The sequence below is a fragment of the Streptomyces sp. NPDC005799 genome (assembly GCF_040630525.1).
GTDB classification, from domain to species: domain Bacteria; phylum Actinomycetota; class Actinomycetes; order Streptomycetales; family Streptomycetaceae; genus Streptomyces; species Streptomyces griseorubiginosus_B.
Genome location: NZ_JBEXXQ010000071.1, coordinates 21,358 through 36,088 on the forward strand (window position 1 = coordinate 21,358; position 14,731 = coordinate 36,088).

Genomic DNA, 14,731 nt, shown 5'->3' on the forward strand with positions numbered 1-14,731 from the left:
CACAGCGAGAGGAGCGGCGCCGAAGATGACGCAGCTTTCGGAATCTTCCTCGGAGCAGACCGACGTCGAAGCGCTGATCGAGAAGAAGGTCGCGGGACGGTCGGGGAAGACCTATCAGCAGGTCGTTCGAGAGGACGGGGACGAGATCCCCGACTTCCTCCGCCCGTCCTGGACGGATCTGGGGGACGAGGACATCCCCGCCGAGCGCTACACCTCGAAGGAGTTCCTGCAGCTCGAGGTCGAGCACGTGTGGCGCAAAGCGTGGCAGATGGCGTGCCGGGAGGAGGAGATCCCGGAGCCCGGCGACCATGTCGTCTACGAGATCGTGAACGACTCGTTCATCGTCACCCGCACCCCGGGCGGACAGATCAAGGCGTTCCAGAACGCCTGTCTGCATCGGGGCCGCAGGCTGCGCACGGTGGACGGAAGGGTGCCGGAGCTGCGCTGCCCGTTCCACGGCTGGACCTGGGACCTGGACGGCGGGATCAAGAAGCTCCCGTGCGGTGACTGGGACTTCAAGCACGTGGACCAGGAACGGTTCGCGCTGCCCGAGGTGAAGGTGGGTACCTGGGGTGGGTTCGTGTTCATCAACATGGACCCCGACTGCGAGCCGCTCGAGGAGTTCCTGGCACCCATCCCCGATCACTTCAAGCACACCCGCTACGAGGAGCGCTACAAGTCGGTGCACGTGGCGCAGGTCGTGTCGGCCAACTGGAAGGTGGCGCTGGAGGCGTTCATCGAGGCCTACCACCTCCCCGCGACGCATCCGCAGACAGCGCCGAGCATCCAGGACTACATGAGCCAGGTGGACCTGTTCGGCAAGAACGTCAACCGTGTCCTGTCGGCGCGCGGCGTGAGCAGCAGCACCCTGGGCGAGTTGGAAGAAGAGGACATCTACGAGAGCTATCTCGAGGCACGGACCTTCTACGAGGAGCGGCTCGGCACCAACTCACGGGACGTGCCAAGGGAGATTCTCGAAGGCCTCCCCGAGGGGATGACCGCACGCCAGCGCATCGTCAACACCATCCGCGAGGAACTCGCACCTCGGCTGGGTCTGGATCTGCGGGACACCCCGGCCTACCAGCTGATGGACGCCGTCCAGTACTTCGTGTTCCCGAACTTCTTCCCCTGGGACTCGGGGATGACGAACATCTACTACCGGTTCAGGCCCAACGGCAACGACCCCGACTCCTGCATCCTCGAGATCTTCTATCTGACGCCGGTGCCCGAGGGACAGCCCCGCCCGGAGCCGGCCAAGGTGCACTGGCTCGAACGGGACGGCGACTGGCTCGACGCTCCCGAACTCGGGAGCCTGGGAGCGATCGTGAACCAGGACCGCATCAACATGCCGGAGATCCAGCGCGGTCTCAAGGCGCTGCCGCGGACCAAGCCGGGGATCACACTGGCTTCGTACCAGGAGAGCCGGATCCGGCACTTCCACGCCCGGCTCATGGACTACATCAACGACCGCGTCTGACCGCGCGACCTGCCCCCCACCATCAGTGCCACCGATCCCCCCACTTGGAGTTCCATCACGACCGCTCAATGAGGAGACCGGTTATGAGCAACGCGCACAAGGAAGTCGTCAAGACGTACTTCAAGGCGATGGGGGCAGGTGACGTGGAGCTGTTCAAGTCCACGATCACCGAGGACTACCGCGCCGTCATCGCCGGGTACAGCAAGATCTCCGGGACCATGGACCGTGACGCGGTGCTCGCCTTCGTCGAAGGAGTGCCGAGCATGACCAGGTCGGGGATCAGCTTCGAGATCCGGTGTCTCACCGCAGAGGAGGACCGGGTCGCCAGCGAGTCGCTCGGGCGGTCGGTCATGGTCAACGGGGCCGAGTACAACAACCAGTACATCCATCTCTTCCGGTTCCACGACGGAAGGATCCGTCAGGTCACGGAGTACATGGACACCCAGCTGGCGGAGAAGACCCTGCTCCCTCTCATGTCCCACTGACGACGAGACAGAGAGGGACAGGCATGGCCAGAGGGATCTTCTACGTCGAGACATGGCCTTCGGCGCCGGAGCGCGAGGCCGAGTACAACCACTGGTACGACCATGTGCACCTCCCTGACGTCTGCTCCGTCGAAGGATTCGTCGGCGCACGCCGCTACGCCCCCGCTGACGGCAACGGGCCCCACGTGGCGATCTACGAGATCGAGGCGGACGATCTCCAGGGCGCGGTCCAGCGCCTGCTCGCCGCCTTCGACGCGGGCGAGTTCCGGATGTCGGACGCGATCCAGACCGATCCGCCTCCGGTGACCAGACTCCTGCGGCTGATCACCACCCACGACACCGCGGCGGCGCGGACAAGCTCCCCAGGAGAGTCCTGACGGGCTCACGATCGTGTGACGGTGCCCATGAACGGGGGTCCTGGCTTCGAAACGGACACCGTCCACGGCAAGTGTCCTGCGGCAGCCGTCGAGGAGCCGTGCTCGCATGACCCCATTGACAGGAGAGACCATGAGCAACACCAGCCAGGACGCCGTCACGAACGACGTCGATGTCGTCGTCGTCGGTTCGGGGATGGCGGGTCTGTCGGCAGCCCTCGAGGCGGCGGAGAACGGCGCGGACGTGCTTCTCGTCGACGCCGAGACGACCCTCGGCGGCGCCAGCCGGCTCTCTACCGGCATCATGATGGCGGCCGGTACCAGTCTGCAGAAAGCGAACGGACTCGAGGACGACCCCGACGCACTGTTCCACGACTACATGCTGGCCAACCACTGGGACGTGGTGCCCTCCGTGGTCCGTCGTCTGGTGGACGAGCTTCCCGAGACCTTCGAGTGGATCCGCGGCCTCGGCGTCACGTTCCAGGACCAGCTCATCCACGCCGGTGAGGAGAGTGTCCCTCGGGGGCACGCGGTGCCGGGCCAGGGACAGGAGATCGTCGACGTCCTGGTGCGTCACGTCCGCAGGCACCCGAAGATCGACATAGCCCTGGACCAGCGGGTCGACCGCCTGGTGGTCGAGGACGGGGTGGTACGCGGGATCGCCGCGGGCGACCAGGTGATCCGGGCCGACGCCGTGGTGCTCGCCACGGGGGGTTTCGCCGGCAACCCGGCCCTGCACGAGAAATATCTGCCGCTCGCCCACGAGAACGACGCCTACTGGTACATCGGCGGGGACTTCCCCGACTCCGGTGACGTCTTCGGTCTCGTGGAGCCGGTCGGCGCCTACATCGAGGGCAAGGACCGCGGCGCGTGGGTCCTCATCGCGGACTTCAACCGCGACCCGCAGGCGTACCTCCCCGGCTGGCTGGTGATAGTCAACCGCGACGGGCGCCGGTTCATGGACGAGATGGCGCCCTACAGCGTGGCGGATCCCATCGTGCGCGCGCAGGGCAATCGTGTCTTCGCCATCTTCGACCACGCCGCGAAGCAGGCGGCCAGCCCGGCCGCCACCATGGCGGCCACGAAGGTCAACCTGTCCGGTGTCCCCAGGCCGCACTTCATCGAACCGGTCATCGACGAGGCGATCGAAGCGGGCAAGGTCAAGACCGGTGCGACACTGGCCGACCTGGCCGCGCAGCTCGGGATTCCGCCGTCCAACCTGGCCGGCACCATCGAGCGGTACAACGCGGACGCCGCGCACAAGCACGACTCGCTGTTCCTCAAGGACGGCGAGCAGATGCGCCCGGTCGACCAGGGGCCGTTCTACGGATGCGAGCTGCGGCTGTCCATGACCGGGCTGACCGCCTGCGGACCCGCTGTCGACTCCGAGGCACGGGTGCTGCGCGGCGACCAGCGACCGGTGCCCGGCCTGTTCGCCGCGGGCGAGTGCACCGGCGGGGTGATCGGCAAGGTGTACATCGGAAGCGGCAACTCGATCGCGAACTGTCTGGCGTACGGACGGGTCGCGGGCCGTAACGCGGCTCACCTCGGCGACGACACGGCCCGGCCCGCCTCGCCCGACGCGGTACCGGAGGCGTCGACCGCGATCGGGGCCTGACCCTGGACCCGGAGGCCCCGCAGACGCGGATCGCTCTCGGCGGGGCCTGCCGCAGACAGGCGGAGGACGATGGAATGCTAAAACGCATGCACGCTGTGCGGGTGAGGGAAGGTTCCCGGTGAGTCCACGGAAGATCCGATGCGTTCTGGGCATGGTGGCGTCCGACAAGCACAGCAAGGGCATCCGCACCCTGGCCCGGACCTTTCGGGACCACGGCCTGGAAGTCGTCTACCTGGGCGAACACAACACCGCTGAGCAGCTTGCCGAGGTGGCTGTCAGCGAGGACGCCGATTTCGTCGGGGTGAGCTTCAGTACGGGTGACTATGTGGCGCGGAGCGAGGAGCTGGTCAGGGCGCTCGCCCGGGCCGGAGCCGAAGACGTCGGGGTCCTCGTGGGCGGGCTCATCCACCCGGAGGACGTCCCCGCCCTGGAGGGCCTGGGAGTCACCGGCGTCTTCGGGCCCGGTTCCACCCGTTCCGAGATCCTCGAGTTCATCGACCGCACCTTCACGCCGCCGGCGTCGAGTGAGCGGGGTCCGTGAGACCCGATCGGTCGACAGCGGCGGCAGGCCGGTACCAGCACGGCGATGTGGAGGGAGCAAGGGTGAACGCTCAGGAGAACGGACGTACCACCGAGGACGTGTCCGAGGTCTCGGTCAAGCTGTCACGGACGGACACCTGGTCGGGGATGCCGACAGAGGCGTTCTACCGGCCCGACGAGCCGGACGAGCGGTACCACGAGGCACTCGGTGACCCGGGCGTCTTCCCCTATACACGCGGCGCCTTCCCGAAGATGTACCGCAGCCGCATGTGGACCCTGCGCAACATCGTCGGCTACGGCAGTCCGGAGGACACCGCCGAGGGTGTGGCCAGGTCGCTGGACGCGGGATCGGCCGCCGTCGACGTCGTACTGGACACGGTCTCGACCCAGGGGCTGGATCCGGACCACCCGGTGCTGCGCCGTGACGTGGGCCTCGAGGGCGCGTCGGTGTCGAGCGTCAACGACCTCGAACGGCTGCTCAGGGACATCGACATCACCAAGACCGACGTGGCCTGGCACGTCACCTTCAACATCTACCCCATGGTCATCGCGTACGCCCGCAGGAACGGGCTGCCGCTCAGCGATCTGCACGGCTCGCACATGCCGGACTACCTGCGGCTGAACCTCGACGGCGGCGGGCAGAAGTTCGTCTCGCCGGCCTTCGGGCACCGCCTCGCGATCGACACCCTGGAGTTCGTCGCCCGCAATACCCCGAAATGGTCCTGCGGGTTCCCCCAGTGCTACAACCTGCGGGAGCGCGGGACGACGCCCGTGGGGGAGATCGCCCTGGGGATGGCGATCGTCCGGCAGACCTTCACGGACCTGCTCGCACGCGGAGTGCGGATCGACGAGATCGCCCCGAGAATGGCCTGGGTCTCCACCACCGACATCGACCTCTTCGAGGAGGTCGCCAAGTTCCGGGCACTGCGCCGGATCTGGGCGCGCACGATGCGGGACGAGTACGGCGCGAGGGACCCGCGCAGCATGCGGCTACGCATCGCCTGCCACACGTCGGGGCGCTCCCTGGTCCACGCGCAGCCCCTCAACAACCTGACACGCGCCGCCGTCGAGACCCTGGCCGCGATCCTCGGCGGGGTCCAGTCGGTGGAGACCTGCACGTTCGACGAGCCCATCGGTGTCCCGACCCATGAGGCCCGCGAACTCGCCACCCGTACCCAGCTGATCCTCGCGCACGAGGTGGGTGCCGCGCGCACGGCCGATCCGCTCGGCGGAAGCTACTACGTCGAGGCGCTCACGGACCAGGTCGAGGCCGAGGCACTGGCCCAACTGGCGAAGATCGAGGAGCACGGACTGCTGCGAGGCATCGAGGACGGCTCGATCGAGTCGGCGATGGACGAGGAGAACTTCCGCCGTGAGGAGGAGGTCGAGGCCGGCGAACGCATCGTGATCGGAGTGAACGCCTTCCCCCCGTCGCACGACGAGCGGCCGCCCCGCTTCCAGGTGGACCGTGCCGCCGTCGAGGCGCATGTCCAGCGTTTCGTGGAGGAGAAGAGGGCGCGTGACCCGCGGCAGCTGGAACAGGTGCTGCGCGGCGTGTACGACTCGGCACGCGGACAGAGGAATACCCAGGACGCCATGGCGGACGCCTTCCTCGCCGGCGCGACGGTCGGCGAGGTGTCGGGCGTGCAGCGTCTGGCCTGCGGCATGCGCTACGACCCCTTCGACGCGGTCGAGTCACCCTTCGCCTTCGGCTGACCTTCCGGTCTTGCCGGTCCTCCCGGCTCTGATGGACGTGTCCTGCTAGACGTTGACGTTGGCTCAGGTGTCGCCAAAATGGCATGCAATCTGGCATGCTTATCGGAGCGATAAGGAGATGATCGTGACTCAACCCAGTACGCGTGCCGCAGCCCGTGGGCTACGTTCCGGCGACCTGCTCGCGGGTACCCGCGTGGTCGAGCTCTCGTCACGTCCGTCCGGTGCCTACGCGGGCAGGTTGCTCGCCGCTCTCGGCGCGTCGGTGACGCGCTTCGGGCCGCCCCTCGACATGGCGGCGACAGGCCGGACCGCGGAGCTGGCCGACCGGTGGCTCCACGAAGGAAAGGCGCAGCCCGATTTCAACGCGTCCCTCGCTCCCGAGAGCCTGGTCCACGGCGCGGACGTCGTCCTCGTGGAGACCGACTCGGGGGACGCGCGGTGGCGCGAGCGGGCGTCGAAACTCGTCACCGCGGCGGCCCAACTGGCCACGCCGCCCGTCGTTGTCCACCTCGCGGGGGCCGTCGTGGACGGCGAGACGATCCCCAGCGACAGCCTTACCACCGCCGCGTGGTCCGCGGTGAGCTGGTCGATCGGCAACGCGGACATGGCACCGCTGAGCCTCCCCTTCGACATCGCGGACTTCCAGGCGGGCGTCTACGCGGCGGCCGCCGGGCTCGCCGCACTCCTCGCGGACCCCGACAGCCGCGACCTGCGCAGCGTCGAGGTGGCCGGCCGCGACGTGCTGGCCTACTACGTCGGAATGATCACGGCGAACTTCCTGCCGTACGAACGGCCGTGGACCCGCGACGGCGCACGGCCTCCCGGCTCGGCGGGTGTCTACCCGGCCAGCATCTTCCGCTGCCAGGACGGTCACGTCGTCCTGATGTGCCGCAACCAGCGAGAATGGCACCTCCTGCTGGAAGCCATGGGCAACCCCGCGTGGAGCCGCGACGAGAAGTTCGCCGATCCGCGGGTGGTGGCACGGCTGCACGCCGACGAGGCCGACGCCCACCTGGAGCCCTGGATCCGCGCGCACACCATCGACGAACTGATGGAGATCGGGCGGGAGAAGGGCCTGGCGGTGGCACCTATCCGATCCATGCGGGAGGCCCTGGAGGAGGAGCAGTTCGCGTTCCGGGACTTCCTCGCGGAGCACCCCGATGGCGTTCGCGCTGCCACCGTCCCCTGGCACCTGCACGAGCCCGCGGCCGACACGACCGGCCCGCGCCCCTGGCCGGTGACGGGCACCGCGCACGAGCCCGCCCGTCTGCTCCAGGGCCTGCGGGTGCTGGACCTCAGCTGGGTCTGGTCGGGTCCGCTGACTACTTCGGTGCTGGGCGACCTCGGCGCGGACGTGATCAAGGTCGAGCACGCGGGGCATCTGGACACCGGACGGCTGCGGGGCAAGGCCCGTCGCGACGGCGTCGAGGTCGAGGGCCCCGAGCACGAGGCGACGCCGTACTTCAACCAGATGAACCACGGCAAGCGCAGCATCACCGTGGACATGAAGGACGAACGCGGCCGGGCACTCCTGCTCGACCTGGTCCAGCACTGCGATGTGGTCGTGGAGAACATGCGCCCCGGCGCCCTTTCCCGCCTAGGCCTGACGTACGCGGACTTCGCCGAGCGCAACCCGTCGGTCGTCATGCTCTCGATGTCGATGGGAGGGCAGGAGGGTCCGCTGCGCACGATGAAGGGCTACGCCGGGATCATGGCGGCGATGTCCGGCCTGGAGTCCCTGATCGGCTACGACGAACACAACATCGTCGGCAGCCTGTCACCCGCTCTCGGTGATCCGAACGCCGCCGGACACGCGCTCACCGTCCTGCTCGCCGCGCTCATCCGCCGACGCCGCAGCGGGCGGGGCAGCTGGATCGACCTGTCGCAGATCGAGGCCCTGCTGTGCGTGCTGCCGGCTCCGATCGCCCAAGGCCAGATCGAGGCGAACATCCCGGTGCCGGCCAACACCCATCCGCGGTTCGCCCCGCACGGCCACTTCCCGTGCAAGGGCGGCGACCGGTGGATCGCGCTCAGCGTCCGCGACGAGCAGTGGCCGGCTTTCGTCGCGGCGGCGTCGGACGCCCCGTTCGCCGCGGACCCGCGCTGGTCCGACAGCGGCGAACGACTGCGAAGTCGACCCGAGCTGGAGGCGGCGATCGCCCACTGGACCTCGGGCCACGACCGGGACGAACTCGTCGAGACGCTGCTCGAGGCCGATATACCGGCGGCCCCCGTCGCCTCGTTCGAGGACATGTCCCGCTCGCCCTGGGCGAAGGAACGTGAGCTCACCGTCCGCGTCCCCCACAAGTACCTGGGCGACACCGACGTCTATGTGGTCCCCTGGAAGTTCGGCGGCAGGACCGGGGGACGGGCAGCGCCGGCGCCGTTGCTCGGCGCCGACACCGACGACGTCCTCGAGGAACTGCTCGCGGTTGATCCGCGGCGGATCGAACAACTGCGCGCCGACGGCGTCCTGCGCTAGGAGTCCCATGAGCACATCCCCGATCGACGTGACGGCCCATGACAACGGGCGGACCGAGATCATGTTGTCGCGTCCCGAGCTGCTCAACCGTGTCGACGACTGTCTTCGTGACGCACTCGTCGACGCAATCCACTCCGTGGCGAAGGACGGTTCCACACGGTGCGTCGTCCTGGGCGCCGAGGGGAGGGTGTTCTCCGCCGGCGGCGACATGGAGATGCTGAAGAGCAAGCATGGCGACATCGCCGCCATCCAGCGCGGCACCGACGCGGGCCGTCGGCTCATCGACGCCCTGTTCGACCTACCGGTGCCCGTGGTGGCTGCCGTGCACGGACACGCCGTCGGTCTGGGCTCGACGATCGTTCTGGCCTGTGACGCCGTGGTCGCCGCGCGCGGCGTCCGCATCGTCGATTCACACGTGGCCATCGGACTGGTCGCCGGGGACGGCGGCGTGGTGATGTGGCCGGCCGCGATGGGAATGGTGAAGGCCAAGCGCCATCTGCTGACGGGCGACCCGCTGCTCGCCGAGGACGCCGCAGCGCTCGGTGTGGTGTCGGACCTCGTGGAAACTCCCGAGGAGGTCCTGCCCACCGCCCGTGCGCTCGCCGACCGGATCGCCGCGCTGCCGCCGCTCGCGGTCCAGGGCACGAAACGGTCCCTCAATCACGTGATGCGGCTGCGCGCCCAGGAGGTACTAGAGCTGTCCTTCGCCTACGAGGCGCAGACGATGAGCTCGCAGGACCTCCTCGAGGGGATCAGCGCGTTCCAGTACAAGCGCGCACCCAAGTACTCGGGGCACTGACCCATGGAGCTGAACCTCGACGCGGTCGGTTTCCGGGCGGAACCGTTCACGGTGAACTGGACCGACAAGGACGCGATCCTCTACGCACTCGGCGTCGGCGCCGGCCAGGCCGACCCCGCGGACGACCTCAGTCTGACGACGGAGAACACCGCCGGCGTCGCCCAACAGGTCCTCCCCACCTTCGGCATCGTGCTCGCCCAGAGCGGCCTCCTGCGGCGCATACCCCTCGGCGAGTTCGACCGGGCCAAGCTCCTCCACGCCGACCAGCGGATCGAGATGACCGCGGCGATCCCTCCCGAGGGCGCCGCACTTGTCGAGGCGCGGCTCGAGGGAATCCACGACAAACGCTCGGGCGCGCTCGTCGTCATCTCCACGAGTGCCTCGCACGCCGAAACGGGCGAGCAGCTGTGGCGCAGCCGGCTCGGCTACTTCATCCGGGGAGCGGGCGGGTTCGGCGGGCCCCCCGATCCCATGTCGGGATGGAGCGAACCGGACACCGAGCCGGACACCGTCGTCACCACGCCGACCAGACCCGACCAGGCGCTGCTGTACCGCCTCAGCGGGGACCGCAACCCCCTGCACTCCGATCCGGCCTTCGCGGCCCGGGCGGGTTTCGACCGGCCGATCCTGCACGGTCTGTGCACCTACGGCGTGGTTCACCGCGCCCTGGTCGGCGAGCTGTGCAAGGGGGAGGTGTCCCGGTTCCACACCATGTACGCGCGATTCAGCCGTCCCGTACATCCGGGCGAGCGACTACGGACGGAGACGTGGGCAGACGACGTCGGGGTCCGGTTCAGGACGAAGGACGAGACAGGGCGGACCGTGCTGGACCAAGGGCGGTTCGACTTCCGGTGAGCACGGGCAGAGCGGGTCATAGCAACAAGCCGCAGAGGAGAGAGCAATGGTGAACCTGACCGGTCGCGTAGCGGTCGTCACGGGTGCCGCCCAGGGCATCGGGGCCGCCACCGCGCAGCGACTGGCGGCGGCGGGCGCCGCGGTCGCCGTCGTCGATCTCGCCGGAGACAAGGCCGAGTCGGTGGCGTCGGGCATCATCGCCGACGGCGGCAAGGCCACCGCAGTCGGCTGCGACGTCTCCGACCCCGATCAGGTGGCCGCCGCCGTCGAGCGCACGATCGGCGAACTCGGACCGATCGGGGTACTGGTCAACAACGCCGGGGTGCTACGGGACAACCTCCTGTTCAAGATGACCGTCGACGACTGGACGACGGTCATCGACACCCACCTGAAGGGCACGTTCCTGTTCACCCGGGCCGCCCAGGCCTCCATGGTGGAGAACCGTTGGGGACGGATCGTGAACCTCTCCAGCGTCGCGGCACTCGGCAACCGCGGGCAGACCAACTACTCGGCGGCGAAGGCCGGAATCCAGGGCATGACCAAGACGCACGCGCTGGAACTCGGCCAGTTCAACATCACCGTGAACGCCGTCGCCCCTGGTTTCGTCGACACCGACATGGTCCGGCAGACTGCCGAACGGCAGGGCATCGACTTCGACGCCTTCAAGGCCGCCGCAGAGAAGCGCAACCCGATGCGCAGGGTTGCCCAGCCCGTCGACATCGCCAACGCGATCGCGCTCCTCGCGAGCGAGGACGCGGGTTTCATCAACGGCCAGGTGATCTACGTAGCTGGCGGTCCCCGCACGTGAACACCGCCGATCCCGCTGTCGCAAGGAGTGCCCGATGACCCTTCGTGGTGCGGCCTTCATTGTGGGTGCCCACGAACACCCCGGGCGCGTCCTGCCGGACACCTCCACGGCGCAGATCCATGTCGAGGCGGCCCTTGGCGCGCTCGCCGACGCGGGTCTGCGACTGGAGGATGTCGACGGGTACTTCTGCTCCGGGGACGCGCCCGGGGGACCGTTGGCGATGGCGGACCATCTGGGGCTCGCCGCCAGGCACATTGACTCGACGGACCTGGGCGGCTCGACCTACGTGGCCGAGGTGAGCCATGCGGCCCAGGCCATTGCCGCGGGGAAGTGCACCGTCGCGTTGATCACGATGGGCGGCCGCCCCCGGTCCGCCGGACGCCGAACGCCCCCGTCCACCGGTCCCGCTCATCCCTTCGAGGCGCCCTACGGACACAGCAACGCCGCCTCCTACGCGCTCGCGGCACGCCGGCACATGTACGAGTTCGGCACCACGCCGGCGCAGCTCGCCGAGGTCAAGGTCGCCGCCGCCGCGCACGCGCAGCACAACCCGCGGGCGTTCCTCTCGAAGCCGGTGACGGTCGAGGAGGTCCTGGAATCCCCGATGATCGCCGACCCCTTGCACCGTATGGACTGCTGTGTCGTCACCGACGGAGGCGGAGCGCTGGTGGTGGTCTCGCCGGAGGTCGCGGCGGGCCTGTCGCGCCGGGCCGTCAAGGTGCTCGGAGCCGGGGAGGCCGTGAAACACACGGACCTGGGGCGCACCGACCTCACGCACACCGGCGCGGTATGGTCCGGACCTCGTGCCTTCGCCGAGGCAGGCGTCACCCACGCCGACATCGACTACGTCTCGATCTACGACTCCTTCACCATCACGGTCGTCATGACGCTGGAGGACCTCGGCTTCTGCGCGAAGGGCGACGGCGGACGCTTCGTCGCCGACGGCACGCTGCGAGCCGGCGACGCACTGCCGTTCAACACCGACGGCGGGTCCCTGTGCAACAACCATCCCGCGAACCGCGGCGGGATGACGCGCACCATCGAAGCGGTACGACAACTCCGGGGCGAGGCAGCCCCGGCGGTACAGATCCCGGACTGCGACGTGGCGCTGGTCCACGGCACGGGCGGCTGGCTCGGCACGCGCATGGGCAGTGCCACCCTCATCCTCGGCCAGGAGGACTCATGAGCGACGGCGGATCGCACGCGTGGCCCGATGTGGCGTTCACCGTCGAACCCGGCATCGAGGCGTACTGGGAGGGCGCGGCCGAGAACAGGCTGACCCTCGCGAGGTGCGCCGAGGACGGAGCGTTCCTCTGGCCGCCCCGCCCCTTCTGCCCTCGCCACCAAGGCAGCGAGGTCCGCTGGGAGACGGTCGCCGGCAACGGCGTCGTGTACAGCCACACCGTCGTGTACCGGGGAGAAGGTGCCTTCGCGAAGGCCTCGCCGTATGTGCTGGCGTACGTCGAACTCGAGGAAGGGCCACGTGTGTTGACGAACGTCATCACGGCCGACGGCGGTCCTGTCTTGGATGTCGCCATTGGCAGCCGCGTCACGGCACGCTTCGACAACGTCGGCGCCGCCCCCGTCCTGCGCTTCGTTGTGCAGTCATGACCCACGGGCGAGCGACCGTTCCATCGACCAGGGAGTGAGGCGAACAGTGGACCAAGCAGCCACGTATAAGGAGGTCTTTCGGTCGAGCATGGCGGACCGGGAGGGCTTCTGGCTCCACGCGGCGGACAGCCTCGCATGGCACCGGGCCCCGTCGAAGGCACTCGACGACGCGAACCCACCCTTCTACCGCTGGTTCCCCGACGGTGAGCTGAGTGTCGCGTTCAACGCCCTGGACCGGCACGTGAATGACGGGCACGGCGATCATGCCGCCTTGATCTACGACTCCCCGGTCACCGGGCACACGCAGACCTACACCTATGGGGAACTGCTTTACTACGTGGCGCGGTTCGCCGGTGTGTTGCGCGACCTCGGGGTGCACAAAGGCGACCGGGTGATCATCTACATGCCGATGGTGCCCGAGGCGGTCGTCGCGATGCTGGCCTGTGCGCGGCTCGGGGCGGTGCATTCGGTGGTGTTCGGCGGGTTCGCCGCGAAGGAACTGGCGGTCCGCATCGACGACGCGGAACCGGCCGTGATCGTCTCGGCGTCCTGCGGCATCGAGGGCAAGCGGGTCATCGAGTACAAGCCCCTGCTGGACCGTGCTGTCGAACTGGCTAGGCACACACCCGGCAAGCGCGTGATCCTGCAACGCCCCCAGGCCGAGGCCACGATGGGGCCCGACGACGTCGACTGGGCCGAGGCGATGGCGTCGGCGGAACCGGCGGACTGCGTGCCGGTCGAGAGCACCCACCCCCTGTACGTGCTGTACACGTCGGGCACCACCGGCAAACCGAAGGGCGTGGTGCGCGACTGCGGCGGCTACGCGACGGCGTTGGTCTGGTCGATGCACAACGTCTACGACGTGGGCGCCGGCCAGACCATCTTCACCGCGTCCGACGTCGGCTGGGTCGTCGGTCACTCGTACATCGTGTACGGGCCGTTGCTGGCCGGGGCGACGACGATCCTCTACGAGGGCAAGCCCGTCGGCACCCCCGATGCCGGGCAGTTCTGGCGCGTGATCTCCGAGCACGGAGCACGCACCATGTTCACCGCTCCCACCGCCTTCCGGGCGGTCAAGAAGGAGGACCCGGCAGGCGAGTACGCCCGGCGGTACGACCTTTCCTCCCTGAAGTACCTGTTCCTCGCAGGCGAGCGGCTGGACCCGGAGACGCACCGCTGGGCGTCGGAGCTGCTCGGGATCCCGGTCATCGACCACTGGTGGCAGACCGAGACCGGGTGGCCGATCGTCGCCAACCCGGCCGGGATCGAGCTCCTCGAGATCAAGCCCGGGTCGCCGACGCTCCCGTTGCCCGGCTGGGACGTACAGGTCCTCGACGCCGGCGGCAGGCCGATGCCGCCCGGCGAGGATGGGGCCATCGCCGTGAAGCTGCCCATGCCACCCGGGGCGCTGCCCACCTTGTGGAAGGACGACGAAGGCTTCATCAAGTCGTACCTGTCGGCGTACGAGGGCTACTACCTCACAGGCGACGGCGGACGGATCGACGCCGACGGCTATGTGTACGTCATGGGGCGCACCGACGACGTCATCAACGTCGCCGGGCACCGCCTGTCCACCGGTGGGATGGAGGAGGTCCTCGCGTCCCACCCGCACGTCGCCGAGTGCGCCGTGATCGGCGTGAACGACCAGCTGAAAGGACAGGTACCGCGGGGCTTCGTGGTCCTCAAGGCGGACGTCGACACCAGCGGCGACGACTACGCCCAGAAGCTGTGCGCCGAACTGGTCGGGATGGTGCGCGACCAGTTGGGTGCCGTCGCATCCCTCAAGGACATCGCGATCGTGCCGGCCCTGCCCAAGACCCGTTCGGGCAAGATCCTGCGCAAGACCATGCGCGGGCTCGCGGACGGCGCGGACGAGCCGGTGCCGTCGACCATCGACGACCCGCGCGTCCTCGACACGCTCCGTCCCTTCCTTCATAGGACCTGAGCGGTATGACGCTCGCCGGAA

The 14,731-nt window shown here is 68.6% G+C and carries 13 protein-coding genes; all 13 read left to right on the forward strand.

Translation table 11 applies throughout. The features are described from left to right. Nucleotides 1-25 precede the first annotated feature (25 nt). The 13 genes from ABZ453_RS44205 to ABZ453_RS44265 all read left to right on the forward strand — a co-directional run bounded on the left by ABZ453_RS44205 (nt 26) and on the right by ABZ453_RS44265 (nt 14,710). The gene (locus ABZ453_RS44205; protein ID WP_359024628.1) at nt 26-1,477 is read left to right on the forward strand and encodes an aromatic ring-hydroxylating dioxygenase subunit alpha; all 1,452 of its coding nucleotides are present in this window, start codon (nt 26-28) and stop codon (nt 1,475-1,477) included. A gap of 83 nt (nt 1,478-1,560) precedes the next feature. Then, a complete protein-coding gene (locus tag ABZ453_RS44210; protein ID WP_359024630.1) occupies nt 1,561-1,962 on the forward strand; it encodes a nuclear transport factor 2 family protein in 402 nt (133 codons plus the stop codon). A gap of 23 nt (nt 1,963-1,985) precedes the next feature. Further along, entirely contained in the window at nt 1,986-2,339 is a 354-nt protein-coding gene (locus tag ABZ453_RS44215; RefSeq protein WP_359024632.1) for a hypothetical protein, read from the forward strand. Nucleotides 2,340-2,469: 130 nt separating this feature from the next. Further along, complete coding sequence (locus tag ABZ453_RS44220; RefSeq protein WP_359024634.1) at nt 2,470-3,954, forward strand: FAD-dependent oxidoreductase; 1,485 nt, start codon at nt 2,470-2,472, stop codon at nt 3,952-3,954. Nucleotides 3,955-4,072: 118 nt separating this feature from the next. Continuing rightward, nucleotides 4,073-4,495 carry a cobalamin-dependent protein gene (locus tag ABZ453_RS44225; RefSeq protein WP_359024636.1) on the forward strand — a complete coding sequence of 141 codons (423 nt, stop codon included), beginning with the start codon at nt 4,073-4,075 and terminating at the stop codon, nt 4,493-4,495. A 62-nt stretch (nt 4,496-4,557) separates the two neighbouring features. Continuing rightward, on the forward strand, nt 4,558-6,210 hold the full coding sequence (locus ABZ453_RS44230; RefSeq protein ID WP_359024638.1) for an acyl-CoA mutase large subunit family protein: 1,653 nt from the start codon (nt 4,558-4,560) through the stop codon (nt 6,208-6,210). A 124-nt stretch (nt 6,211-6,334) separates the two neighbouring features. Continuing rightward, nucleotides 6,335-8,692, forward strand: coding sequence for a CoA transferase (locus ABZ453_RS44235; RefSeq protein WP_359024640.1), 2,358 nt, complete (start codon nt 6,335-6,337; stop codon nt 8,690-8,692). A gap of 7 nt (nt 8,693-8,699) precedes the next feature. Next, nucleotides 8,700-9,491 (forward strand): enoyl-CoA hydratase-related protein, encoded by a 792-nt coding sequence (locus tag ABZ453_RS44240; protein WP_359024642.1) that lies wholly within the window; start codon nt 8,700-8,702, stop codon nt 9,489-9,491. 3 nt (nt 9,492-9,494) lie between these two features. Next, on the forward strand, nt 9,495-10,346 hold the full coding sequence (locus ABZ453_RS44245) for a MaoC/PaaZ C-terminal domain-containing protein (protein ID WP_359024644.1): 852 nt from the start codon (nt 9,495-9,497) through the stop codon (nt 10,344-10,346). Between the two features lie 46 nt (nt 10,347-10,392). After that, on the forward strand, nt 10,393-11,154 hold the full coding sequence (locus ABZ453_RS44250) for an SDR family NAD(P)-dependent oxidoreductase (protein ID WP_359024646.1): 762 nt from the start codon (nt 10,393-10,395) through the stop codon (nt 11,152-11,154). Between the two features lie 34 nt (nt 11,155-11,188). Next, a complete protein-coding gene (locus ABZ453_RS44255; protein ID WP_359024648.1) occupies nt 11,189-12,340 on the forward strand; it encodes a thiolase domain-containing protein in 1,152 nt (383 codons plus the stop codon). After that, nucleotides 12,337-12,765, forward strand: a complete 429-nt coding sequence (locus tag ABZ453_RS44260; RefSeq protein WP_359024650.1) for an OB-fold domain-containing protein — start codon at nt 12,337-12,339, stop codon at nt 12,763-12,765. The genes ABZ453_RS44255 and ABZ453_RS44260 overlap by 4 nt, the downstream gene beginning before the upstream one ends. A gap of 46 nt (nt 12,766-12,811) precedes the next feature. Next, a complete protein-coding gene (locus ABZ453_RS44265; RefSeq protein ID WP_359024652.1) occupies nt 12,812-14,710 on the forward strand; it encodes a propionyl-CoA synthetase in 1,899 nt (632 codons plus the stop codon). Nucleotides 14,711-14,731 lie beyond the last annotated feature (21 nt).

Bases quoted from the DNA above. Each gene is read 5' to 3' on its own strand.
- ABZ453_RS44205 (WP_359024628.1), top strand. From the start codon at position 26: ATGACGCAGCTTTCGGAATCTTCCTCGGAGCAGACCGACGTCGAAGCG.
- ABZ453_RS44210 (WP_359024630.1), top strand. From the start codon at position 1,561: ATGAGCAACGCGCACAAGGAAGTCGTCAAGACGTACTTCAAGGCGATG.
- ABZ453_RS44215 (WP_359024632.1), top strand. From the start codon at position 1,986: ATGGCCAGAGGGATCTTCTACGTCGAGACATGGCCTTCGGCGCCGGAG.
- ABZ453_RS44220 (WP_359024634.1), top strand. From the start codon at position 2,470: ATGAGCAACACCAGCCAGGACGCCGTCACGAACGACGTCGATGTCGTC.
- ABZ453_RS44240 (WP_359024642.1), top strand. From the start codon at position 8,700: ATGAGCACATCCCCGATCGACGTGACGGCCCATGACAACGGGCGGACC.
- ABZ453_RS44245 (WP_359024644.1), top strand. From the start codon at position 9,495: ATGGAGCTGAACCTCGACGCGGTCGGTTTCCGGGCGGAACCGTTCACG.
- ABZ453_RS44250 (WP_359024646.1), top strand. From the start codon at position 10,393: ATGGTGAACCTGACCGGTCGCGTAGCGGTCGTCACGGGTGCCGCCCAG.
- ABZ453_RS44255 (WP_359024648.1), top strand. From the start codon at position 11,189: ATGACCCTTCGTGGTGCGGCCTTCATTGTGGGTGCCCACGAACACCCC.
- ABZ453_RS44260 (WP_359024650.1), top strand. From the start codon at position 12,337: ATGAGCGACGGCGGATCGCACGCGTGGCCCGATGTGGCGTTCACCGTC.